This window comes from Albidovulum aestuarii (genome assembly GCF_029961185.1).
Lineage (GTDB): Bacteria > Pseudomonadota > Alphaproteobacteria > Rhodobacterales > Rhodobacteraceae > Albidovulum > Albidovulum aestuarii.
In genome coordinates this window covers 537,250-560,796 of the sequence record NZ_JASBQQ010000003.1, presented here as the reverse complement: position 1 = coordinate 560,796, position 23,547 = coordinate 537,250, and the positions used below count along the sequence as shown (strand labels likewise).

The window sequence follows — 23,547 nt, the reverse complement described above, 5'->3', positions numbered from 1 at the left end:
TCTCTCCCGCGATCCGGGCCTTGGCTGGTTAAAAATGCTGCGTCATGGAACGAACGGCAGGTTCGGGGACGCTGCACTGCGGCGCGAGGTGCCGAGACGAGTGTCGCGTATGGGCCGCCCACGTCGATTTGGGAAAGTTAGCGTCGCGCGGGTCCGACGCGGAGCGGAGATCGGTAGGCGGAGCCCAAATTGAATCCCTTTCGAAGGTACTCAAAAGCGTGACACGGAGAGAAGAAATCTGCCACGGAATACGCCGCCCATTGGGCGGCGCTCCGAGTTTTATCTAGCGACTATGCCCAGCCAAGCTGCTTGAGTGAATGCGCATCGTTCCATATCTTGGTCATCCGGGCGATCTTGCCGCCCTCGAACTCCATGACATAAGCATAATCTGCGGCAACCGATTTACCTGTCGGCGGAACCGGACCGCCTGCGCCAGTCTGCGTCCCCTTGAAGACCGACGTGGCCACAACGATGTTCCTTTCGTGATCGGTCGAGAAGGACTTTAGGTCGTAATGACCATCCGGCACAGGCGTCAGCAGCCCCGCCGTCCAGCCGGTATATCCCTCAATGGTCGAAATCTCCGCCAGCGCATCCGCCTGGCACGAGAATGCAGCGCCACTGTGGCAGTAGTTCTTACACACATCCCAGCCTTTGCCGGTTTCGCAGGCGTCGAAGAAGGCCATCGCAGTTTCGGAAATCGTCATTGTGGTTCTCCCCTGTCATTGATGCCGCATTAGAGTCGTTGCGACCGATGGGAGAATACTAAATCGATTATTTTAAAATATCTACTTTATAATCTAAGTGGAGCTACCGCTACCCTCTGAGAACGCCCATGATCATGTCGTAAAACTTTGTAATTTCGTCTTTTTTGCTCTCGTGACGCCCATACAGAACTGCGCCGTGAACGCAGAGTACAACGAAGCTCGCAAGCTGCTGCGGGTCTTTGTCCGGCTCGATATCTCCGTCCGATTGGGCGTTTCGAAGGGCGGTTTCAATCAGCGATTCGATCTCGGCGCAGAACGCGCCAACCTGCTCGGCGGCATCCGGGCTGATCGCATGCTTCTGAGCCAGATGGTTCATCATCAGGCAACCCCTGTACTCCGTCCGGGCGGCACCGGTTATGACATTCTTCACGAACATCTCGACGCCAGCCATGTTGGGATTGTCACGCAGGATTTGATAGCGGGGCCCAATCACATGGCCGCGGTAATAGCCGAGCGTCTCAAGGAACAGTCCGTCCTTGTCACCGAACTCCTTGTACATGCTGGCCGTATTCAACCCGGTTTCGCGGACGATATCGCTGACCGACGTTGCCACGTAGCCGTTCTGCCAAAACACGCCCATAGCCTTTTCGACCACAGCGTCTCGGGAATAAGTTCTTGGTCTGCCCATCTCTCGATATTAAAATGATCGCTTCAAAACCGCAAGGCACGGCAGTGGCCGCTCCATAGGACTAGCTTTCGATACGTCGGCATTTATCTTCATTTTAGGATATCCGGTTGCTCGATGCGTCTCTGTCCGCGTCGATCGCTTTGCTTCCTCCGCTCCGCCAAAAATGCTGCACTAACGAGCGAACGGCGAATTCGAGAAAGCCGCACTGAAGCGCGTCGTTTTGCGACGAACGGCAGGAATGGGCCGTTTTCGCAGATCCGGTGAACTAGCGCTTTGTCTACCTTTTGCAAGTTTACGTTGCCTGCGGCGAACGGCAGAGCCTACGCACGATACCTCCCAAGGTAGCGATGGGGGTCCCTTTATCGTGATCGGTGATCCGCGGGCCGAGTTTTGATGGATGTAAACGAAAGGCGGCATTGATTGCACCTTCCTAATTGCGGGCAAGCGATGAGCCCGGCCGCACTGCATTGATTTCTTGTGCTCGTAAACTCGTGCGAAGTCGCAAGAAACCTATGCGACGGCTTCGTCGCGTCCGCTAAATGATTGGATCCGAAGCGCTAACACCCATGCCAAGGCCACAAGAACACACATGACCCACGCGCCTGATGTGAAGGCCGCGACGAGCAAGAGGAACATCAGGAGCGAGGTAAGCATTCCTGAAAACTCTTTGAGCTTTTCCATAGTCCCCGAAAGCAACTGAACTCCGGCAAGCGCAGCGGTAAAAATGGCAGCAGCCGCCGCAACCCAGATCGGATCGAACCCACCCTCTGTCAGAGCACTGAACAGCGCCAATGGCCCGTCGGTGCCGACAACGCCCGTGCGCTCCAACACCCAGAATGCGGCGATGATTGCAACCGCAACGGACACCGGTACCGCGATCCGGCGGTGGTACCATTCGTACCGGTCGAAGAAGAAGTTCAGTGTAAGCCAGGCGGCAGCGATCACCGCAAGCTGCCCGATCTCCACTCCTACGTTAAAGCCGACCAGCTTCGGCACGAAGTTTGTACCGCCGAGACCGAAGTCCATGAGAACCGATGCAAACCCGAGACCGTGCAACAGGCCGAAGCCGAACACGACGAAGGGGCGCCAGGGGGACAGGTTGCGAAAAAACACGTTTTCGACGCCCACGTAGACGATGGAGGCGGCGATCAGCGGCTCGACGACCGAGGGCGGAATCCGCACGATGTCCAGTGCGCCGAGGGCAAGCGTCACGGTGTGGGCCAGGGTGAAGGCGGAGACTTGCCAGAGGAGCGGCCCCATGCGGGTCGAGAGGAAGAAGAGACCAAGCACGAAAAGGATGTGGTCCAGCCCCTTCGGGACGATGTGATCGAAACCCACGGCGATGTAGTCGACGAACGCCGCGCTGGCCGTCTGGTCTTCGCCACCCGTGCGCGGGATCGCGCCGGATGACATGCCCGGCGCAAGAAACTCCGCATAGCCGTTCTCCACGCCGGTCAGTCGGACCACGAAGGGTCCAAGTTCAGGCGCAGCGCGGAATTCGAGCGGCGCGTCACCGGGAGGCAAAGAGGCCGACAGCCGAAGCGTGGAGAGCCGGGCTATCTTTAAATTGCCAACATCGCCGGCCTCGATGTCCTCCAGCTTTAGTGAAAGCCGTTCGCCTCCTGTTGAGAGTTCGAGCTTCGATACGATACTGGGCCAGGCGGCGCTCACGGCCTCGGCGAGCTGGTCCGGTTGCAGTGCCCGAAGCCGGTCATACTCAACGTCGTTTTCTGCCTCGGCGGTGTTCTGAAGATGGGTCAGATCGAGACCCGAAATTGCGGTCTCGATCATCCAGTCCGCTGAAATTTCGACGGTGTCGGCGCTTATAGTCATGTCCATTACCACAGGCTGGACCTCGTGCGCCTGCACAGCAGAGGCCGCAAGAAGCGCCGATGCAAAAGCCGAGCAAATCAATCTCGCCGCAGTTCGGGACAACGTCCTAATGCGCATAGTTCAAATCTTCCTCGTTCCGGTTCGCCACGATTTCGGTCTTTTCCCGAAGGTCTCGCCGAAAAAGCGCCTCATATTCTTCCCGGGATGTTGTGTCAGGCGGAAGGCGATTGGACGTGTCTCTGTTTCCGGGCATCTGGGCCTCTTCCTTTGGCTTCAGGCGAAGACACGAGGCGTCAGGCGCAAAAGTTTCAAAAAAGTTCACAGGAATGATCGTGCGATCCTGACGATCCAACGGCTTCGGATCTCTGGAACTGGCCAGAACCTGCAAGCCGCCGACAATCGCCCGGTTCTTGTTCGGGCCAGTCTGGGCGCTTCAGGCGGTCGCTTTGGACCAGCGCAATGCGGAGCGCTCGCCCGCCATTTGCTGAACTTCGCAGGCGCGTCCGGACCGGCGGAAAAGCAGCGCTGTCGCCGGCACGAGAAATCCTTCGTCCCCGCGAAACTTTTCCCGACGATCAATCGTGGCTTTGTCTGTCCAAAACGGAGAAATACCACATGAAACACACTTTCCTTACAATCCTTGTCGCCTCAACCGTCACTGCCGGCGCGGCGCTCGCGGCCGGCCACGGAATGGCACCCATGGTCATGGCGTTCGATCAATCGGTCGAAAACGGCATCGTCGCCGCTGAGAAAGTGGCGGCGGGCGAGAACGGTTGGCTGGTCGTTCATCGGACGGATGCCGACATGAAGCCCGGTCCGGTCGTCGGATATGCGCCGCTGCGTGCCGGCGAAAACACCGATGTCGCGGCGATCCTTACCGAAGCCGTGAACCCGGGAGACATGCTGATGCTGATGGTGCACGGCGAATCCGGCGGCATGGCGACCGGCGTCTTCGAATATACACTCGGAGCGAAGGAGGACGGGCCGATCCGGGTCGAAGACAAGCTTGTGATGAGTGTGATCACCGCACAGTAGCGCGCTGATTTTTGAGTGGCGAGTGGCGCCGCGCCGCGGAAGACCTTCCGTCGGCGCGGCGTTCGCCTGTTTGACTTTCGCGTCGCACTGCCAAATGGTGGCGGCGGGAGATCACATCGAGATACCATGACAACGATCGCCGATATCGAAGACATGATGGCGCGCATCACGTTGCGCGACCGGGACGCGCTTGCGTCGCTCTACGATGCCACCAGCGCGAAACTTTTCGGTGTCTGTCTGCGTGTCTTGCAGAACAGAAGCGAAGCGGAAGACGTCCTGCACGATGTGTACGTCCGGGTCTGGCAGAAGGCCGATACCTACGCCGTGACGGGGCACAGCCCGATGACCTGGCTGATTACCGTGACGCGGAACATGTCGATCGACCGGCTTCGAAAAAGACGACCTGAGACCGGCAGCGACGACGCGATGGCGCTTGTCGCCGACGCCGGGCCGGGCCCCGAGGCCGCGGCGATCGCCAGTTCGGAGCGCGCCCGGATCGAGGCCTGCATGGGCGAACTGGAAAGCGACAGGGCCGATGCCGTTCGGGCGGTCTATCTGGAGGGGGAGACCTACAAGGATCTGGCGGAGCATTTCGACGTGCCGCTGAACACGATGAGAACCTGGCTGCGGCGCAGCCTGATGAAACTGAGAGACTGTCTGACGCGATGAGCGAGTCCGAAGACGCACATGACGATGACGTCCTTGCAGCGGAGTACGTCCTGCACCTGCTCGACGACGACGAGCGGCGGGCTTTCGAGGCGCGGCTCGCGACGGATCGTGAGCTTCAGGTGCGCGTCTGGTCGTGGGAAAAGCGTCTGTCGCCATTGTCCGATGCCATTGAGGTGGTAGCGCCATCGAAGACGCTTCGAAGCCGAGTCCTTCAGTCCGTCGGCGAACCGCCGGCACGACGCCCCGCGCAGGCGCTCTGGGCCTGGATTGCCGGCGGGGCAGTTACGGCGGGGCTGCTCCTGTTCGTTCTGTTCGGTGAGACGTTTGGTCCGGAGCCAAACCTCGCCGTGGCCTTCCAGGCGGAGCTTGCCTCCGAAGACCGCGCGCAGGTGATGGTGGCCGGCGTCATTCCCGCTACCCATGAGATCGTGATCGAGCGTGTCACAGGCACAGCTCCGGAGGGGCGAGTGCATGAACTCTGGCTGATCGCGGAGGGGGCCGACGCACCCGTTTCGCTGGGCCTCCTCGAGAACCAGGGGATTACGCGGATTCGCGTGCCGGACGACATCGCGCCGGGTGTCCGGACCGGAACCATCGCCGTCTCCGAGGAGCCGCCCGGGGGATCGCCGTCAGGTGCGCCGACCGGGCCGATCGTCGCCGCGGCGCAGTTCAGCGACGTCTGACATCTGAAACTCTTGAGCCTGTCTGTGCGTGTCTTCCACAAGAAACTCGGAGGCCATGCTTTGAAACCCATTCCCGCCAGATTCCTTGCGCAGCTTGTCCTGATCGCCCTTGTTGCGACTTCGCAGCCGCTCGATGCACATGAGTTCTGGATCGACGCCGGTCCGGGCAGGCCCGTGATGGGCGAAAGTGTTTCCGCCGACCTCAGGGTCGGGCAGGATCTGTCCGGTGCCGCCCTGCCCTATCTCGACACGACATTCAGATCGATGACGCACGTCTCGCGGGAAGGCGTGGAGCCGCTTGCATCAAGGCTCGGAGACCGCCCGGCCATCAACGACGTGACGTTCGGCAGCAACGGTCTGCATATCCTAACCGTCGAGACGCATCCGGCCTACATTGTCTTCGACACGATGCCAGAGTTCGAGGCCTACCTTGCCTATGAAGGTCTTACCGAGATCGCGGACCGCCATCGCGCACGCGGACTACCGGACACCGGGGTCGCCGAAGAGTACCTGCGGAATGCACGCGCGTTGATCCAGGTCGGCTCCATCGGCAACAGCGATGTTGATCGTCCAACCGGCATGCCGTTCGAGATCGTCGTCGACGGCACGCCGTTCATTGCCGGGAAAAGAACCCTTACCGTTCGGTTGACGTGGCAAGGCGCCGCCGCGCCGCACATTCAGATTGCGCTGTTCCACCTGCCGAGCGGCGGAACGGCACCGGGTGACACGACCAGAACCCTGGTTGAAACGGATGGCGAGGGTTACGCGGAGTTTCCGATGCCCGGGACGGGTCAATATCTTCTCAACGCCGTGAGAATCGAACCTGCGGACGGGCCAGGCAGCGTCGTCTGGCAAAGTCACTGGGCCTCGGTCTCATTTGATATTGAGCCGTAAATGCAATGGCCCGGCTTTGAACCGGGCCATTGCAGTTGTTACGCGGCGGCTGTCCGTCAGCGGCCGGCTTTTGAGGTCGCCGGGTTGCCCGCCGACGGACCCTTGTCATCGGGCCTGTTGCCCTTCGCCCCACCAAGAGCCTGGGCGTTGGACACGGTCACCGAGCCGACGTCTTCTGCACCGGGAACGGCTGTGTTGCCCTGGTCGTGGCCCTTGGCCATCGCGCCGGATGCCGCGATGCAAAGGACTGCTGCACTGAGTACGATCGTCTTCATGACTGTCTTCTCCCTTTGATTGGTTCAGTTACCCAGTCACGAATTCAGGCAGGAAAAAGTTTCAGCGACGATCATCCATTGAAGATGATATTAAGATGAACGAGCGTTGCACACAGTCCTATTGAGAGCCCCATTTAGAAAGTCGCTACGTGCGCCGACTGCTTTGCCCCGCACTGCCGCCCTACAGAATCCTGAATTGCTGCGCTGACGACAAATGGCTGCTCTGGTGAAGCTGCGCTGCAGCACCCAACTTCTGCTCGAAGGTCACCTTTGGGCCGACCACGACGATGGACCGACCGGCCGGCGAGCCCAGATCGCTGCGCCGCCGCAGCTCGGCTGAGAGCCCGCAGGCGACGTCGGTGATCAGCGCAGCATCCGACGGAATGCGCGGCTTGCGGACCTGGCTCAAGAAGGAAGTCAATTGCGAAGTGCTTCACCGGCGAGACGCCGCCGCTGAAGGGGGAGATGGAATTGCGCCATCTGGCCGCGGCAAAGGCTGACTAAGTCTTGTCCATTTGGCCCGCACCTTTGGCTCCGGCTGGGGCACCGTCGCGGAAGGGTAAGAGTGCTGAGTAGAACACCGCATGTATTGGCGTCGCTACCCCCAATTCGGCGCCCAGCCGCACCACGTCGCCGCCGAGATAGTCGATTTCAAGCGGCTTACCCCGGCGCAGATCGTCCAGCATCGAGGCGTGCATCGTTGGCGGGAACTTGTTCAGGAAAGCCCATGAGTTTTCGACCAAACCAGCCGGCAGATCCGGAACGACGGCACGCCCCACCTGTTCCGCTTCTTGTATCGAATCGAGAAAGAGCTGTTTCGTCGCCGGGTGCTCCCTGAGCGGGCCGATATCCAGACGGGTTAGCGTGGTTATCGAGGCGAGCGAGGCCTGGACGATAAACTTGGCCCAAAGGTCGTGCTGGATGCTGTCCGGGATCACCGCATTAACGCCGGCTGCAACCAGGGCGTCTCGCAATCCGGTCACGCGGTCCGACGTCCTGCCATCTAATTCCCCAAAGGTGAACATCTCGGCCTCGGCGCTGTGTCTCACGACCCCCGGTTCGCGGATATCGGCCGGCATGCGCACCACCCCCGGCACGACACGGGCCGCGCCGATCGCCGCTGCCAGCCGATCCGGAGCACTGACACCGTTTTGGCAGGTTACCACAAGCGTGTCGCGGCCGAGCATCGGACGGATAGCCTGCGAAGCGTGTTCGAGGTCATAGTTCTTGACCATGAAAAGGATTACGTCCACTGGCCCGACGGTTGCGGGATCGTCCGTGGCGCCGATGCCTTGCAGGTGCAGGTCGCCCTTGGGGCTGAGGATGCGCAAGCCGTTCCGCTGGATCGCCGCCAGATGAGCGCCGCGCGCAATCAGCGTCACCTCATGGCCTGCAGCAGCAAGCCGCCCTCCGAAATAGCCGCCAAGCGCGCCTGCGCCCATTACTGCGATCTTCATCCGACAGTCCCCATTTGGCCGGTCTCTCGCGAGGTTACGGTCACCTGAAGCGAGCCCCCAAGCACTTTCTGCGTTCCTTTCTTGCGCAGTTTTTTCGCTGGCCGGAATGAGTGGCCAAGTGGGCCGCACCAACCAACTTGCGAGACCTTCTCGCCGGTTGCCAGACGCGCCTGTCCCGCCGCGAATGAAAGCATTCAATAAGGGGGGTCTTTTCCTCGCTCGGCTCAGGACTCGTTCTCGTTTCATAGCCAGAACATGACGGTTGCGGCCAGGGCGATTGCGGAGAGAAAGACCTTCGGACATCTGTCGTAGCGGGTTGCGACCCGTCGCCAGTCCTTCAGCCGCCCGAACATGATCTCGATCCGGTTGCGGCGTTTGTAGCGGCGTTTGTCATATTTGACGGGTTTGCCACGTGATTTCCGGCCCGGGATGCAGGGCATTATCCCCTTGTGTTTCAACGCATCTCTGAACCAGTCGGCGTCATAGCCACGGTCGCCCAACAGCCATTCTGCCGCTGGCAAGCTGTCCAACAGGGCCGCCGCACCGGTGTAATCGCTGACCCGACCGGCCGTCATGAAGAACCGGATCGGTCGCACATCGGCATCGGTGACGGCATGCAGTTTGGTGTTCATGCCGCCTTTGGTGCGGCCGATCAGGCGGTCCTGCTTGTCGCCAGATCCCCTTTTTTCGCCCGCAGGCTGGTGGCCGTGCGGTGCGCCTTGAGATAGTTCGCGTCGATCATAACCGTCTTCGGAACGGCCGCTTCGGAGGCCAGGCCCTCCATCATCCGGGCAAAGACACCCTTGTCGCCCCATCGCTTCCAACGGTTGTAGAGGGTCTTCGGCGGTCCATATTCCCTGGGCGCGTCGCACCAGCGCAAGCCATTGCGATTGATGAAGATTATGCCGCTCGGGACACGCCGGTCGTCGACGCGCGGCTTGCCGTGGCTCTTGGGAAAGAAGGGCTGCAGGCGCGCCATCTGCGCGTCCGTCAGCCAGAAAAGGTTGCTCATCGTTCAGTCTCCTTGCGGAGGCTGAATCATGACGCACGCGCAAGTTCAATGGGTCCTGAGCCTAGGTCACCACGTCAGGATCCGTCCGACCTATAAAGTGATGCATACTGGTCAGTTGAATGATCGCTTGCTTCAGCGGGTACAAAACCACAGCAGGATCTGTCCGAAGGTCTTCGCCCGGTACTCTGTACTGCTCCAGATACACCCGAAGGGTGGCGCCCTCGGTGCCGGTTCCCGACAGCCGCAACACAACACGACCACCACCTTCGAACCAAATACGAAGTCCCTGATGACTGCTCTGCGAACCATCGATAGGGTCGCTGTACGAAAATTCGTCCGCACGTGTCACGGTCAGGCCATGGAAGGACTTTCCAGGCAGATCTGCCAGCTGCCCGATCACGTGGTTAATCAGTTGATTGGCGCCTACGGCCGGGACCGCCTCGTAATCGTGCCGTGAATAGTAGTTGCGCCCGTATTCCGCCCAGTGATCGGCCAGGATCTCGGCAACGGATATCTTGCGGACCGCGAGAATGTTCAGCCAGAGTAGAACCGCCCAGAGCCCGTCTTTCTCGCGCACATGGTTCGACCCGGTGCCGGCGCTTTCTTCTCCGCAGATCGTCACACGGCCGGCATCCATGAGATTGCCGAAAAACTTCCAGCCCGTCGGCGTCTCGAAACACTCGACGCCCAACCTTTCGGCCACCCGGTCGCAAGCCGCACTGGTCGGCATCGACCGCGCGACGCCAGCAACGCCATCCTTGTAGCCAGGCGCCAGATGGGCGTTCGCGAGCAGGACGGCGAGGCTGTCGGAGGGTGTCACATACTGGCCGCGCCCGACGATCATGTTTCGGTCGCCATCGCCATCCGATGCGGCACCAAAATCCGGGGCGTCCCCTGACATCATCAGGTCCATCAGCGTTTTCGCCCAGATTGGATTCGGGTCAGGATGCACCCCGCCGAAATCCTCCAGCGGGACAGAGTTCACCACGGTGCCTTGCGGTGCGCCGAGCGTCTCTTCAAGGATCGCCTTGGCATATGGACCGGTCACGGCGTGCATCGCGTCGAACCGCATTGTGAAGCCTGCGGCAAACATCGCCCTGATCGCCTGGAAGTCGAAAAGCGTTTCCATCAGGGCGCGATAGTCGGAAACCGGATCCACAATGGTGATCTTCATCTGGCCCATCTTGGCACTGCCGATCGACCCGAGATCGACGTCCGGCTGGTGCGCGATCCGGTAGCTGTTAATGGTTTCGCTGGCATCGAGCATTGCCGCCGTCACCGCCTCGGGGGCTGGCCCGCCATTGGCAATATTGAACTTTATGCCGAAATCTTCATCTACGCCGCCGGGATTATGGCTGGCCGAAAGAATGATACCGCCATCGGTCTTGTTAAGCCGGATAAGATGCGAGGCGGCGGGCGTGGACAAATGGCCGTTCTGACCCACGATGACCTCTGCCGCGCCGTTAGCCGCAGCCATTTTTAGAATCGTCTGGATCGCGACGGCGTTGAAGTACCGTCCATCGCCGCCGACGACGAATGTCTTGCCGTCCGCCCCGCCGATAGCATTGAAGATCGCTTGGATGAAGTTCTCAAGATAGTGTTCGCCCATGAAAATCCGGGTCTTCTTCCGCAATCCCGAAGTTCCCGGTTTCTGACCGTTGATTGGACGCGTCGCCACCGTCTCGAATGTCATCTCAAGCCTCCTTCTGATCGGCTGGTTTCGCAACTCGCTCACTATCCCGCATCCATTGGGCAACGGTCTGCAGTTCCGCGCTTGCGCTGAAAGCGTCAAGCGGCACCTTGCATTTGCGGCGCCAGTTCGGGTGTTCGTCGATGGTGCCCGGAAGGTTCTGGGCCTCGGTCTCACCAACGACATCGTCAAGCTGAACGGCGACGAGCTCCGCTGGCGACCGGGCAAGGGCTGTGTGCACGGATTGGAAGACCGGATCGGACGACCGATTGTTTTTCTTGGCCAGATTGCCCAATACGGCGACATCGGCAGCGCGGCGCGCGCGGACCTTCACTTCGTCCACGTCACCGATCCACCCCAGCCCGCGCCACCAGTCGATATCGCGGCCCTTGGCGAAGCCGGCAAGCGTCGGGGTGTCGTGCGTACCAAAGCAGGCCAGGACCTGTGATCCATAGTCCGACGGGTCCCGAAAATGCCCGCTCTGGTCCTTTTCGTATTGCAGAACGGAATACCCATAGAAACCGTTCTGCCGCATATGCGCGCGGAACCCTTCCGGTACGAGACCGAGATCCTCTCCGACAACGACTGCGCTTGCCCGCTCCGCCTCAATCTTTATGAGGGCGATTAGAGCCTCGAAGGGTTGCCGGACATAACCGCCCGGGCTCCCGTCATCGGGAACCCAGTAACTGCGCATAAGCCCCAGCACATGGTCGATCCTCAATATCCCGGCCTTGCGCATCGACTGTTGCAGGATCCGGCGGAACGGCGCGTACTTGCGTGCCTGCAATTTTCTCGGCGCGAAGGCCGCGAGGTTCCAGTTCTGGCCACCGGGGCTAAGATGGTCCGGGGGGGCACCGATCGAGACGCCCTCGGCGACGACATCTGCCTCGCACCAGGTTTCGGCGCCCCCGCGCCGGGAGCCGACAGCGAGGTCGACATAGAGGCCAAGCGCCATGCCCCGGGACCGGACCCGCTCTTGCGCAGCTGTAAGTTGCCGGTCGGCAACCCACTGTAGCCAACTGTGGTACTCCATACGAGCCCGGCGTGGCGCCGGCTCCGCTCGTTCCAGCTTCTTCACCTCGCCAGACCATGCCCGCCAGTCTGGGCCATGCTGCTCTGTCGCCGCCTCATACGCGGCGAAGGCCGAAAGGTCCGGACCCGCAGCATTGACCCAGGAACTGAAGTCCGCCCGGCTGTTGGTATCCGCTTCGCGGCAGTAAACCTCGTACAACGCTTCAAGCGCCGGGCGATGCAAAGCCCTGTGGTCGGCATATTGCACCAGCGCAGATCCGCGAAGACGGGCGGCACTCAGGCGTGTCCTTTCCAGAACCTCTCTGGCCGTGACTGATGCACCCAGCCCCGGAATCCGATCCAGCGCAATATTCGTTGTGTTCAGAAACCCGCGATGCGACGGCGAGTAGGGGCTGATTGCCTCGTCCTCTTCCGCGCCCATGGCGTGGACTGGATTAATGCCGATGAAACCGGCGCCCTGACTGGCCGCAATTTCACCAATACGCGCCAGATCCTCATAATCGCCAAGTCCTGCATTTCTATGGGACTGCAGCCCATACAACGCTGCATTCAATCCCCAGAGTCGCGCCCGGCGCGTAACCTCCTCAACTTGCGGAAGCCGCGGCGGAGCCACCAGAACCAGCACAGTCTCGGTGCGATCAGCGAACTGGACCACAAGATCATAGACACCGGAGGGGAGCGGCGGCAGGCTTATGGATTCCTCACCTCCCCCTTCCGCCAGAACGCCATCGGAGCCGTCGTCATGAAGACGCCACTGGGCCCCCGCGCCGAAATCCAGCGCGCTTCGTGCGCGACTGTTCAGGATCACTTGCGCGGGGCACGTGCGCTCTTCGTCGCGGGCGGTTTCCTCGGCAAGGGCCTCTCTGATCAGGGCCTCTGACCCCACGTCGAGGCCATTCGCCTGCAGGAGCGCTTTCTGAGTTTCGGGGGAAATGCACCGTTTGGTCCCGCCCAGATCGTGAAAGGACGGCAGAATCCCCATCCGATCCGCAAGCCGTTCAAGGGCTTCGTCCTCCTTCATTTGCCCGGCTCGTCAGGCTTGAGGACGAGAGCCATGACCGACGCACCGGCTGCGATGATCCGGTCGCTGGAAATTTCACAGTAGGCCCCGGGCTTCGACTGTGCAGTATCGATTACGCGGACCCAATGCATCCTCTCAGGTGCATCAGGCAGGACGATTTCCGCACTGGTTTCATCACGGTTGAACGCAACAAACACCACATCGGCCTCCGGCTCGAAATCTGGCGCCTCCGCCGAACATCTCAGCGTCAGGCACAGGTTGGACAGACCGGGATCGCGCCATTGGAGTGGCTCGGCGTTGAAGTCGGTCCATTCCACATCGGGATAGCCGTCCCAAGGCCGTGCAGCACCGTGCAGGAAACGCGTCTGGCGGACCGCCCGGTGGGCGCGACGGAACGCCGAAAGTTCTCGGACAAAGTCGAGTAAATCCGGATCGGCCTTGTCCCAGTTGATCCACCCGATCTCGTTGTCCTGACAATAGGCATTGTTGTTTCCGCCCTGCGAGTTCGAAATCTCGTCGCCACCGAGCAGCATCGGTGTGCCTTGCGACAAAAACAGCGTGGCCAGAATGTTGCGCCGTCGCCGCGCGCGCCGCGCCACGATCGCGGGATCGTCAGTTTCGCCTTCCACGCCGCAATTGTCGCTGTAGTTGGAATGGTGCCCGTCTTGATTGCGCTCGTTATTCGCCTCGTTGTGGCGGTGGTTGTAGCGAGTGACATCGGCCAGCGTGAAACCGTCATGCGAGCTGACAAAGTTGACCGAGGACCCGGCCCGGCGCCCAGATCTATCGAACTTGTCAGCCGACCCCAGAAGCCGCGCGCCGAGTTCCTGCGCGCTGTGCGGATCACCCCGCCAGTACCGCCGTACGGTGTCTCGGAACCTATCGTTCCATTCGGAAAATTCATGTGGAAATCCACCCAGTTGATAGCCGCCAGGCCCGATATCCCAAGGCTCCGCTATCAAGCGCACGGTGGCAAGGACCGGGTCCTGCCGAACCGCATCGAAGAAGCCACCATTCGAGTCAAATCCGTGATCTTCGCGGCCAAGGGTCGTCGCAAGATCAAAACGGAAACCGTCGACGCCCATGCATTCAACCCAGAACCGGAGGCTGTCCATCACCATGCGCAGAACGTAGGGATGCGAGACATTGAGCGTGTTGCCGCAGCCGGTATCGTTGACATAATAGCGCGGTTGGCCAGCGATCAGGCGATAATAAGACGCGTTGTCGAGACCTCGGTAGCACAAAGTCGGACCTCGGTGATCGCCCTCGGCGGTGTGGTTGTAGACCACGTCGAGGATGACTTCGATCCCAGCCGCGTGGAACTTCTCCACCATCCTGCGGAATCCGATGATGCCCTCTGGCCCGAAGTAACGCGGCTCAGGTGCAAAGAAGCCAATGCTGTTGTATCCCCAAAAATTTTTTTGACCGCGCTCAATCAGAAAGCCTTCATCGACGAACGCATGGACGGGCAGGAGTTCGATGGCCCTCACCCCAATACTTTGCAGATGGCTGATGACAGCCTCTGACGCGATACCGTCATAGGTGCCGCGCAGACCCTCGGATACCCGGGGATCAAGCCGGGTGAGGCCCTTGACATGCGCCTCGTAGATTAGGTCGCGGTCGCGCGCGGGCGAAAACGACCTTTCTACGTGGCGAAGAAGGTCGGGATCAGATACCACGGACTTCGGCACGAACGGTGCGCTGTCCCTGGTATCAAAAGCAAGGTCCATCCCTGACGACCGGCTGTCATAGCCAAGTATGGCGCTGTTGTTCGACCAGGCGCCGTGCAGTTCGCATGTGTAGGGGTCCATCAGAAGTTTGTTGGCATTGAACCTGTGCCCCTGTTCGGGTGCGTAGCTGCCGTGCGCGCGATAGCCATATAGCGTGCCGACTGGCAGTCCCTTCACATGACCGTGCCAAACCGGTCCGGTCTTTTCCGGCAGAGCGATACGTGATCGTTCGGTCCGTCCGTCGGCAGAGAAAAGGCAAAGCTCCATCCGCGTCGCATGTTCCGAGAAGACCGCGAAGTTGACTCCCTCGCCGTCATGCCGCGCACCGAGCTGCGTTGCCGAGCCGCTTGATAGTTCCGGTTTTATCATCGACCGCGAACCGTCCTTCATTCCGGCCCCACGAGGTCTTCGAACAGCGCAAGATAGGCCGCGGCCGACTGATCCCACCCCACCGGATGGCGCATGGCACGCCGGACCATACCGCCCCAGACCTTCGGCTGCCGATAAAGCGCGATCGTCCGCTCGATCGCCTGGTCGAGCGCCACTGCGTTAACCGGCGAGAACTGAACACCGGTTGCGCAACTCGCCGCGAGCGCGGCGGCGTTGGCGTCGATCACGGTGTCAGCCAACCCGCCGGTTCTGGCCACGACCGGTATCGTGCCGTAGCGCAGTCCGTAAAGCTGGGTCAGGCCGCAGGGCTCAAAGCGCGAAGGAATGAGGATCGCATCGCTGCCGCCCTGCAACAGATGCGACAGTTTCTCATCATAACCGATGATCGCGCCGACCGACCCTGCATGGCGGCTGGCGGCGGCGACAAAGGCGCGTTCAAGGGTTTTCTCGCCGGTGCCAAGCAGGGCCAGTCGCCCGCCGCGCCCTACAAGTCCAGGGAGACAGTCGAGAAGAAGGTCCAGTCCCTTTTGCGATGTCAGCCGCGAGATAACGCAGAAAAGCGGCGCGTCCGGATCGGACGACAGGCCGAACCGCTCCTCGATCCTGGCACGGTTCCTGACCTTCGCCCGGATCGTGCGAACCGAATAGGTCGCGACAAGTTCGGCGTCGGTTTCGGGGTTCCACACATTGAGGTCGATGCCGTTGAGAATGCCGCTCAGGTCGCCTTGACGCGACCGCAGCAGCCCCTCAAGACCCATCCCCATTTCAGGTGTCACGATCTCATTGGCGTAGGTCGGGCTGACGGTCGTCAGCTTTTCGGCGAATGCGAGACCGCCTTTCAGAAACCCGACCCTGCCGAAATACTCAAATCCCTCTGGCGTGAACAGGTCTCGGTCCAGTCCCAGCGCGCCCATCACGTAGGGATCGAAAAGACCCTGAAACGCGATGTTGTGGATTGTCATGGTAGTCGGCGGCGTCCTCCCGGCGGCCTGACGCAGATAGACGGGCACCAACCCGGCCTGCCAGTCATGCGCGTTCACCACATCGGGTCGCCACGCGCCGATACCGTCGATCGCGATCTTCGCACCCACGCGCGAGAGGCCACCGAAGCGCAAATGGTTGTCCGCCCAGTCTGCGCCGTTGCCATCGAGGTAGAGACCACCCGGGCGGTCGTAGAGATGGGGCGCATCGAGAAGCAGGAGTTCGAGGCCCTCAGCACGCGTGTCAATCACCCGAGCCGGACCGCCGAAAAGGTCCGGAACCCGCATGACTGCGTTGCCACTGGAAACCAGTTCCGCTAGGGCCGGATAGGCCGGGATAAGGACTTTGACGCTGACGCCCATTGCCTCCAGTGACTTGGGCACGGCGCCGATCACATCGGCCAGACCGCCGGTCTTGACGAAGGGGGCGCATTCCGAGGCGACGAACAGCAGCTTCACTTAACTATCCAATGCATCGATCATCGTTTGGGTGATCAGGCAAATCCCGCTTTCGGTCCTGCGGAACCGCTTCGCGTCCAGCTTTGGATCCTCGCCAACGACGAGACCCTCTGGTATCCGCACGCCGCGGTCGATCACAACTTCGCTCAACTGCGCGTTTCTGCCGATATCGGCATAGGGCATGGCCACGACCCCCTTCAGGCTTGAGAACGAGTGGGTGCGGACGCCGGTGAAGAGCAGACAGCGATGCAAGCTGGAGCCGGAGATGATGCAGCCACCCGACACCATGGAGGAGATCGCCTGCCCGCGCCGGTTCTTCTCGTCATGAATGAACTTGGCGGGCGGCGTCAGCTCGGAATAGGTCCAGATCGGCCATTCAGTGGCATATAGATCAAGCTCCGGCATGAAATCCGTCAGGTCGATATTGGCCTGCCAGAACGCATCGATCGTACCCACATCCCGCCAGTAAGGCGTCTTTTCAAGCCCCGACCGCACGCAGGAACGGCTGAAGGGATGCGCGATCGCTTTGCCGTTCTTTACGATCGACGGGATAAGGTCCTTGCCAAAATCATTGCTGGAATTGGGATCGTCTGCATCCGCGCGCAGCAGGTCGATCAGATAGTCCGTTTCGAAGACGTAAATTCCCATGCTGGCCAGCGCCTTGTCGGGATGACCTGGCATCGCGGGCGGATCGGCAGGTTTTTCCACAAAATCGAGGATGCGGTCATTCTCATCCACATTCATCACGCCGAACCCCCTCGCCTCATCCCGGGGAACCTCGATACAACCCACCGTAACATCGGCGCCGCTGTCAACGTGATGCGCGATCATCAGGGAGTAGTCCTGCTTGTAGATATGGTCGCCCGCAAGGATGACGATATATTTTGGCGCATAGCTCTGAATAATATCGATGTTCTGGGTAACGGCGTCGGCCGTTCCCTTGTACCAATTCTCTTGGTCCAGCCGTTGCGAAGCCGGCAGAATATCGAGGGACTCGTTGCGTTCGGCGCGAAAGAAGCTCCAACCACGTTGCAGATGCCGGATAAGGGAATGGGCCTTGTATTGCGTGGCAACCCCGATGCGACGGATGCCGGAATTCACGGCATTTGAAAGCGGAAAGTCGATGATCCGGCTCTTACCGCCGAAATACATCGCAGGCTTGGCGCGCCTGTCCGTCAATTCATAGAGCCGACTGCCCCGGCCGCCAGCCAGAACGAACGCCATGGATTGCTGTGCGAGCCGTTGGGATTCCCGGTTCATACGTTTACCTCCCCTTAAAAAATCGTGTTGACGTGAATTCCGCTCAGTCCTCTTCCAGTTCAAAGAATAGCGCCGAAAGCGGAGGCAGGGTCAGGTTCAATGAATGTGGCTGGCCCGAGGCCGCCACCTCCTCGCTCATGGCATGCCCCAGGTTACCCCGACCGCCCCCGCCGTATTCGCTGGCGTCGGTGTTAAGCCGCTCATTCCAGCGCCCCGGTTGCGGCACGCCGATACGGCGGCCCTTACGCTCCACCGGTGTCATGTTGCAAACGACCAGAACCGGCGCACCCTCTCTGCCTTGTCGCAGCCACGCAAAGATCGACTCGTCCGAGGCGCCCTCCTCGACCCATTGGAATCCTTCAGGCATGCTGTCGAGGTGGTGAAGCGCCGGCGTGGTGCGATAGATCTTGTTCAGGTCGCGGACTAGCGCCTGCACGCCTCTATGCAGATCGTGGTCCAACAGATGCCAGTCGAGACTGGAGTTATGGTTCCACTCCGCACCCTGGGCGAACTCACCGCCCATGAACATCAGCTTTTTGCCCGGATGCCCCCACATGAACCCGTAATAGGCCCGCAGATTGGCGAACTTGTCGCCGCCGTGGCCCGGCATCTTGTCGAGAAGCGAGCCTTTGCCATGCACCACCTCGTCATGGCTAAGCGGCAGGATGAAGTTTTCCGAGAACGCATAGTGGAGGCCGAAGGTCATCTTGTGGTGATGATATTTTCGGTGCACCGGGTCTTCGGACATGTAGGACAGGGTGTCGTTCATCCAACCCATATTCCACTTGTATCCAAAACCGAGCCCGCCATGGCTAGTGGGCGCGCTAACGCCGGGAAAAGCGGTGGATTCCTCGGCGACCGTCATGATGCCCGGCACCTCGCGGTAGCAGGCCTCGTTCGTCCGCTGCAGGAAGGCAATCGCTTCGAGGTTCTCCCGTCCGCCATGGATATTTGGCACCCACTCCCCCTCTTTTCGCGAATAGTCGCGGTACAGCATCGAGGCAACTGCGTCGACCCGCAGCCCGTCGACGTGATGTTCCTTGAGCCAATAGATCGCGTTGGACATCAGGTAGTTGGCAACTTCTCTGCGGCCGTAATTGTAGACCAGCGTGTGCCAGTCGGGGTGGAAGCCCTCCTTGCGGTCGGCATGTTCATAAAGCGGGGTGCCGTCAAAACGGCCGAGCCCATGCTGGTCCTCAGGGAAATGGCCCGGCACCCAGTCGAGGATCAGACCGATCCCCGCCGCATGGCAGGCTTCGACGAAGGCACGGAATTCCTGGGGTGTACCGTGTCGGATCGTCGGGGCGAAAAGACCGATCGGCTGGTATCCCCAGGACCCGTCAAACGGGAACTCGGAAACCGGCATCAGCTCGATATGCGTAAAGCCCATATCCTTTGCATAGGCGACCAGCTGGCGAGCATGTTCCAGGTAGGAAAGCGGCCGGTTCCCTTCATCGGGCACGCGTTTCCACGAACCGAGATGAACTTCGAAGATCGAGATTGGCTTGTCGATTCGTTGCGCAGCCTCGCGCCCGGTCATCCATTCCCTGTCGCCCCAGGCGTGGCCGCGCAGATCGCGCACGATCGATGCGGTTTTCGGAGGATGCTCCGCGCCGAAGCCGAAGGGGTCGGCTTTCTGCGGCATAAGCGCGCCATCGGGGCCGAGCAGCTCATATTTATAGGACTCGCCTTCGCCGATACCGGGCACGAAGATTTCCCACACGCCGGTCTGACCGCGTTGGCGCATCAAGTGCCTGCGACCGTCCCAGCTGTTGAAGTCACCCACAACGGAAACCCGCCGTGCATTTGGCGCCCAGACCGCAAAATGGGTCCCCACCACCGCTTCGTGCGTCAGGACATGCGCCCCCAGCACTTCCCACAGGTTCAGATGCGCACCCTCGCCGATCAGGTGTTCGTCCAACGCCCCTAGCACGGGGCCGAACCGGTAGGGATCGTCGAGCGTCCAGACATCCGCGCCTCGGGTGAAGCGCAAGCGATAGGCAAAGGGTTTCTTGCGCCGCGCCGCCTGACCCGAGAACACTCCGGGTGCCTCCGCGGCCTCAGCCAGAAGCGCGACGCGTTGCCCGGTCTTGGCATCCAGAACCTCGACTCGCTCGACATCCGGGTGGAACACCCGGATGGTTGGCCGCCCATCCACCATGTGCATTCCCAGAACCGCGAACGGGTCCGAATGCGTGCCGTCGGCGATGCGCCGGGCGATATCCTCAGAGTTGAAACTCATCCATCATCCTTCGCGGACCGTTTCTTTTTCAGCGACCCGGTGTTCCAAATCTCACGCGCGTAGTCGGCAATCGTACGGTCAGATGAGAACCAGCCCATGCGCGCTGTATTCAGAACCGCCATTCGGCCCCAGCATGCGGTGTCGCGATAGGCCGTATCCACCTCGCGTTGGGCCGCGAAATAGGCGTCAAAATCACAGGTTACCAAGAAGTAGTCATGCGCGTAGAGATTGGCGACAAGCGCCTCGTATCGCCCCCGATCCGCGCCCGAGAAAACGCCTCCGGCGATCTGCCCCAGAACCCGCGCCAACCGCGGACTTGCCGATATCGCATTTCGGGCAAAGTCGGGTTCGGCGCGTTTCGCAACCGCTTCGGCCGCGGTCATACCGAAGAGAAAGAAGTTCTCCGCCCCGACCTTGTCGCGAATCTCGACATTGGCCCCGTCCAGTGTCCCGATCGTCAGCGCACCATTCAGCGCGAGCTTCATGTTCCCGGTGCCCGACGCCTCCTTGCCGGCGGTCGATATCTGTTCTGAAAGATCGGCCGCCGGGATCAGCAGCTCGGCCATGGTGACGTTGTAGTTGGCCGGAAAGACAACCTGCAAAAGATCGCGCGTCACCGGGTCGGCATTGATCACTTTCGCCACATCGTTGATGAGGTGGATGATCGCCTTCGCGGCGACATAGCCCGGCGCAGCCTTGCCACCGAACAGCTTGACCCGTGGCGTCCAGTCGCCATTCGGGTTGTCGCGGATGTCATTCCAGAGCGCCACTGTCTCAAGGATGTTCATAAGTTGGCGCTTATATTCGTGGACGCGCTTGATCTGCACGTCGAACATGGCAGCAGGATCGACTACCACGCCGTCGCGCGCCTTCAGCCAGGCCGCAAGATGTTCCTTGTTTTCCGACTTTGCCGCGCGAAAAGCCGCGCGAAAATTCGCATCGTCGGCGTGGACAGCAAGCCCATCCAGCCGCTCAAGATCGTCCGCCCAGCCGCTACCGATCGTCTCGTCGATCAGGGCCCTTAGCGGTGGGTTGCACGAATAGAGCCAGCGGCGCGGTGTAATACCGTTGGTCTGATTGAGGATCCGATCCGGAAAGGCTGCGTGAAGATCGGCAAAGACGGTTTCCTTGACCAGTTGGGAGTGCAATGCAGACACGCCATTAACCTTGTGCGCCATCACGAAGGCCAGTTCGCCCATCTTGACCATGCCGCCTTCGATAATCCGAACCCCGGTGTCGGCCAGGCAGGTATCCTGTATGATCTCTATGATGCGGTGGTGTCTTGGCAGGATGCGGGCGAACAGATCCTCGGTCCAGCGTTCCAGGGCTTCGGGCAGCAGCGTGTGATTGGTGTAAGCCAGGCAGCCGCGCACGACAGAGATTGCCTTGCCGATCTCCATTCCGTGCACATCGACCAGAAGACGCACGAATTCCGGCCCTGCGATCGCCGGATGCGTGTCGTTCAACTGAATGGCGACATGGTCGGCAAGGTCTTCCAGGGCGTAGCCTTCAGACAGAAAGCGACGCAAAAGGTCCTGAATGGATGCGGAGGTAAAGAAGTATTCCTGCTTCAGGCGCAGTTCCTTGCCTTTGTCGGAACTGTCATCGGGATAAAGCACCCGTGATATCGTTCGGGCCAGCGCCTCGGGTTCGCTGGCGGTAATGTAGTCGCCGCGGTTGAAGCTGGCTAGGTCGAACAGCTGCGTCGGCATTGCCGCCCAAAGCCGCAACGTATTGGCCCAGTCACCTTTCCAGCCGACGATCGGCGTATCGTAGGCAGATGCGACGACGGTTTCCGCCGGGTGCCATGTGTGATGCCCGACCGACGTGCTGACATACCCGCCAAAGCCGATGTCGTATCGGGCCTCGGGACGCTCGAACTCCCAAACATGGCGCTGTGCAAGCCAGGTTTCAGGCGACTCGACCTGCCTACCATCCTCGAAATGCTGCTCGAACAAACCATGCTCGTACCGGATGCCATAGCCATAGGCAGGGATGCCGAGCGTGGAGAGAGAGTCGAGAAAGCAGGCGGCAAGGCGGCCAAGGCCGCCATTGCCCAATGCGGCATCGGGTTCGTCCGCAACGATCGCATCGTAGTTCTGGCCGAACGAAGCGATCGCATCCCGCGCGATATCGTCCACACCCAGATTGACCGCCACATCCTCGATCAGGCGACCGATCAGGAACTCCATCGAGAGGTAGTACACCCGTTTTCCCATCGCCTCATAGGTTTCGCGTGTGCTGGCGAACCACGGATCGACAACGAGATCCCGCAACGCCAGAGACATCGCCATCCGCCAGTCATACCGCGACGCATGCGCATCGTCCTTGCCAAGAGAATAGGTCAGATGCCGCAGGATGCTGGCGCGCATTGAGGCGGCGTCGAGTGTGTTGTGTAGATCTTTGGGCATCTTCATTCTTTGGTTTGCGGAGTTGCAGAGGTAGTCGCGGAATCACTGCGTTCGGATCGCTGGTCAGATAAAGCGTCTGCGGCCGCAAGCTCTTCCGCCCATGGTGGATTCGCTCCCGATCGGGAGACCGTTATTGCAGCCACGCGAACGCCTTGCTCAAGCGCCATTCTTATGTGTTCGTCGGAAATCTGTTTCAGCGCCTCCTTCGTCAGAAGACGCAGTTCGGAAAGCTTCGACAAAACACCCGCGTTGAACGTGTCACCCGCGCCGACAGTGTCGACGACCTCGACCCGTCGGGCCATGACGCTAACCATGCTCCGACCTTGCGCAGCCGCAGCGACACCTGCACCACCCTTCGTAAGAATGACGAGGCTTGGCCCCATCGCGCATATTTTCGACACCTTGTCGTCCAGCGAGAGCATGCCGGGGATGATCCAGTTCAAGTCCTCGTCCGAGACTTTCACGATGTCAGCGTGCGCAATGATCCGATCCAGCCTGGCGCGGTACGCACGCTCATCCTTGATGAAACCCGCGCGGATGTTCGGATCGAGCATGATCACCCGATCGGGTGACTCCCGAAGGGCAAGAGCGGCGTAGAATTCCGAGCCTGGTTCTCCGATCAGGCTGATACCACCGAAATAGAGCGCGAGCGTGCCATCAGGCAGTTCGGGCAAGTTAGCTGGATCGAGCAGCCTACCTGCGGTGTTCTCGTCATAGAATATATATGAGGCATGCCCGTTGGTGAGCTGGACAAAGGCCAAGGTCGTCGGCCGGTCGGAAATGATCGCCATGCTTGAATCGACATTGCTGCGTGCCAGGGTATCACGAAGCAGGCTACCGAACAGATCGCTGGAAATACCGGACAAAAATCCCGTCCTTGCGCGCAGTCGTCCCAAGGCGATCGCCGTGTTGAAGACCGCGCCGCCAGCATACGGCGTGAATGACGGCTGCCCTTTCTCATTCACCGAAGGGATCATGTCGATCAACGCTTCGCCACAGCATAGTATCAACTTGTCTCTCCCAATTTCCGTCATCAGATGTCTGGGGACGCGCGTTTCGGATCACCCATGGTGGATCTTGCG

At 60.4% G+C, this 23,547-nt stretch carries 20 protein-coding genes; 5 read left to right on the top strand and 15 right to left on the bottom strand.

The features are described from left to right. Positions 1-290 precede the first annotated feature (290 nt). The 3 genes from QKW60_RS10730 to QKW60_RS10720 form a co-directional block, all read right to left on the bottom strand. Positions 291-704 carry an ester cyclase gene (locus QKW60_RS10730; RefSeq protein WP_282368647.1) on the bottom strand — a complete coding sequence of 138 codons (414 nt, stop codon included), beginning with the start codon at positions 702-704 and terminating at the stop codon, positions 291-293. A gap of 109 nt (positions 705-813) precedes the next feature. Then, on the bottom strand, positions 814-1,359 hold the full coding sequence (locus tag QKW60_RS10725) for a TetR/AcrR family transcriptional regulator (protein WP_282368646.1): 546 nt from the start codon (positions 1,357-1,359) through the stop codon (positions 814-816). A gap of 543 nt (positions 1,360-1,902) precedes the next feature. Continuing rightward, the gene (locus QKW60_RS10720; protein ID WP_282368645.1) at positions 1,903-3,261 is read right to left on the bottom strand and encodes a HupE/UreJ family protein; all 1,359 of its coding nucleotides are present in this window, start codon (positions 3,259-3,261) and stop codon (positions 1,903-1,905) included. On the opposite strand from QKW60_RS10720, the gene QKW60_RS10715 reads away from it, so the two are divergent. The 5 genes from QKW60_RS10715 to QKW60_RS10695 all read left to right on the top strand — a co-directional run bounded on the left by QKW60_RS10715 (position 3,224) and on the right by QKW60_RS10695 (position 6,506). Next, positions 3,224-3,844: a hypothetical protein gene (locus QKW60_RS10715; protein WP_282368644.1), complete on the top strand. Its 621-nt coding sequence runs from the start codon at positions 3,224-3,226 to the stop codon at positions 3,842-3,844. The genes QKW60_RS10720 and QKW60_RS10715 overlap by 38 nt on opposite strands. Then, a complete protein-coding gene (locus tag QKW60_RS10710) occupies positions 3,841-4,260 on the top strand; it encodes a DUF7282 domain-containing protein (RefSeq protein ID WP_282368642.1) in 420 nt (139 codons plus the stop codon). Before QKW60_RS10715 ends, QKW60_RS10710 begins: the two co-directional genes overlap by 4 nt. Positions 4,261-4,386: 126 nt before the next feature. Beyond that, entirely contained in the window at positions 4,387-4,929 is a 543-nt protein-coding gene (locus tag QKW60_RS10705; RefSeq protein ID WP_282368640.1) for a sigma-70 family RNA polymerase sigma factor, read from the top strand. Further along, positions 4,926-5,612, top strand: coding sequence for an anti-sigma factor (locus tag QKW60_RS10700; protein ID WP_282368638.1), 687 nt, complete (start codon positions 4,926-4,928; stop codon positions 5,610-5,612). The genes QKW60_RS10705 and QKW60_RS10700 overlap by 4 nt, the downstream gene beginning before the upstream one ends. Before the next feature lie 24 nt (positions 5,613-5,636). Beyond that, positions 5,637-6,506, top strand: a complete 870-nt coding sequence (locus tag QKW60_RS10695; RefSeq protein WP_282368684.1) for a DUF4198 domain-containing protein — start codon at positions 5,637-5,639, stop codon at positions 6,504-6,506. Between the two features lie 56 nt (positions 6,507-6,562). Here the strand turns inward: QKW60_RS10695 and QKW60_RS10690 are convergent, their stop codons facing one another. The 12 genes from QKW60_RS10690 to QKW60_RS10635 form a co-directional block, all read right to left on the bottom strand. Further along, the gene (locus QKW60_RS10690; RefSeq protein ID WP_282368637.1) at positions 6,563-6,781 is read right to left on the bottom strand and encodes a hypothetical protein; all 219 of its coding nucleotides are present in this window, start codon (positions 6,779-6,781) and stop codon (positions 6,563-6,565) included. A gap of 181 nt (positions 6,782-6,962) precedes the next feature. Continuing rightward, a complete protein-coding gene (locus QKW60_RS10685) occupies positions 6,963-7,190 on the bottom strand; it encodes a hypothetical protein (protein WP_282368635.1) in 228 nt (75 codons plus the stop codon). 91 nt (positions 7,191-7,281) lie between these two features. Next, complete coding sequence (locus QKW60_RS10680) at positions 7,282-8,238, bottom strand: 2-dehydropantoate 2-reductase (protein ID WP_282368634.1); 957 nt, start codon at positions 8,236-8,238, stop codon at positions 7,282-7,284. Positions 8,239-8,480: 242 nt separating this feature from the next. Beyond that, positions 8,481-9,250, bottom strand: a protein-coding gene (locus QKW60_RS10675; RefSeq protein WP_419762672.1) for an IS5 family transposase whose coding sequence is annotated in 2 segments (ribosomal slippage) — positions 8,481-8,920 and positions 8,920-9,250 — 771 coding nt in all. Because the reading frame shifts where the segments join, the coding sequence is not laid out codon by codon here. A gap of 61 nt (positions 9,251-9,311) precedes the next feature. Continuing rightward, positions 9,312-10,943, bottom strand: a complete 1,632-nt coding sequence (locus tag QKW60_RS10670) for an alpha-D-glucose phosphate-specific phosphoglucomutase (RefSeq protein WP_282368633.1) — start codon at positions 10,941-10,943, stop codon at positions 9,312-9,314. A gap of 1 nt (position 10,944) precedes the next feature. Next, positions 10,945-12,993, bottom strand: a complete 2,049-nt coding sequence (malQ, locus tag QKW60_RS10665; protein WP_282368632.1) for a 4-alpha-glucanotransferase — start codon at positions 12,991-12,993, stop codon at positions 10,945-10,947. Further along, a complete protein-coding gene (gene glgX, locus QKW60_RS10660; RefSeq protein ID WP_282368631.1) occupies positions 12,990-15,113 on the bottom strand; it encodes a glycogen debranching protein GlgX in 2,124 nt (707 codons plus the stop codon). The genes malQ and glgX overlap by 4 nt, the downstream gene beginning before the upstream one ends. Beyond that, entirely contained in the window at positions 15,110-16,552 is a 1,443-nt protein-coding gene (gene glgA / locus QKW60_RS10655) for a glycogen synthase GlgA (protein ID WP_282368630.1), read from the bottom strand. The genes glgX and glgA overlap by 4 nt, the downstream gene beginning before the upstream one ends. Beyond that, positions 16,553-17,812 (bottom strand): glucose-1-phosphate adenylyltransferase, encoded by a 1,260-nt coding sequence (gene glgC / locus QKW60_RS10650; protein WP_282368629.1) that lies wholly within the window; start codon positions 17,810-17,812, stop codon positions 16,553-16,555. Positions 17,813-17,855: 43 nt separating this feature from the next. Continuing rightward, positions 17,856-20,054, bottom strand: a complete 2,199-nt coding sequence (glgB, locus tag QKW60_RS10645; protein ID WP_282368628.1) for a 1,4-alpha-glucan branching protein GlgB — start codon at positions 20,052-20,054, stop codon at positions 17,856-17,858. Beyond that, the gene (locus tag QKW60_RS10640) at positions 20,051-22,465 is read right to left on the bottom strand and encodes a glycogen/starch/alpha-glucan phosphorylase (RefSeq protein WP_419762671.1); all 2,415 of its coding nucleotides are present in this window, start codon (positions 22,463-22,465) and stop codon (positions 20,051-20,053) included. Before QKW60_RS10640 ends, glgB begins: the two co-directional genes overlap by 4 nt. A 2-nt stretch (positions 22,466-22,467) precedes the next feature. Continuing rightward, entirely contained in the window at positions 22,468-23,475 is a 1,008-nt protein-coding gene (locus QKW60_RS10635; protein WP_282368683.1) for a carbohydrate kinase family protein, read from the bottom strand. Between the last annotated feature and the right edge of the window lie 72 nt (positions 23,476-23,547).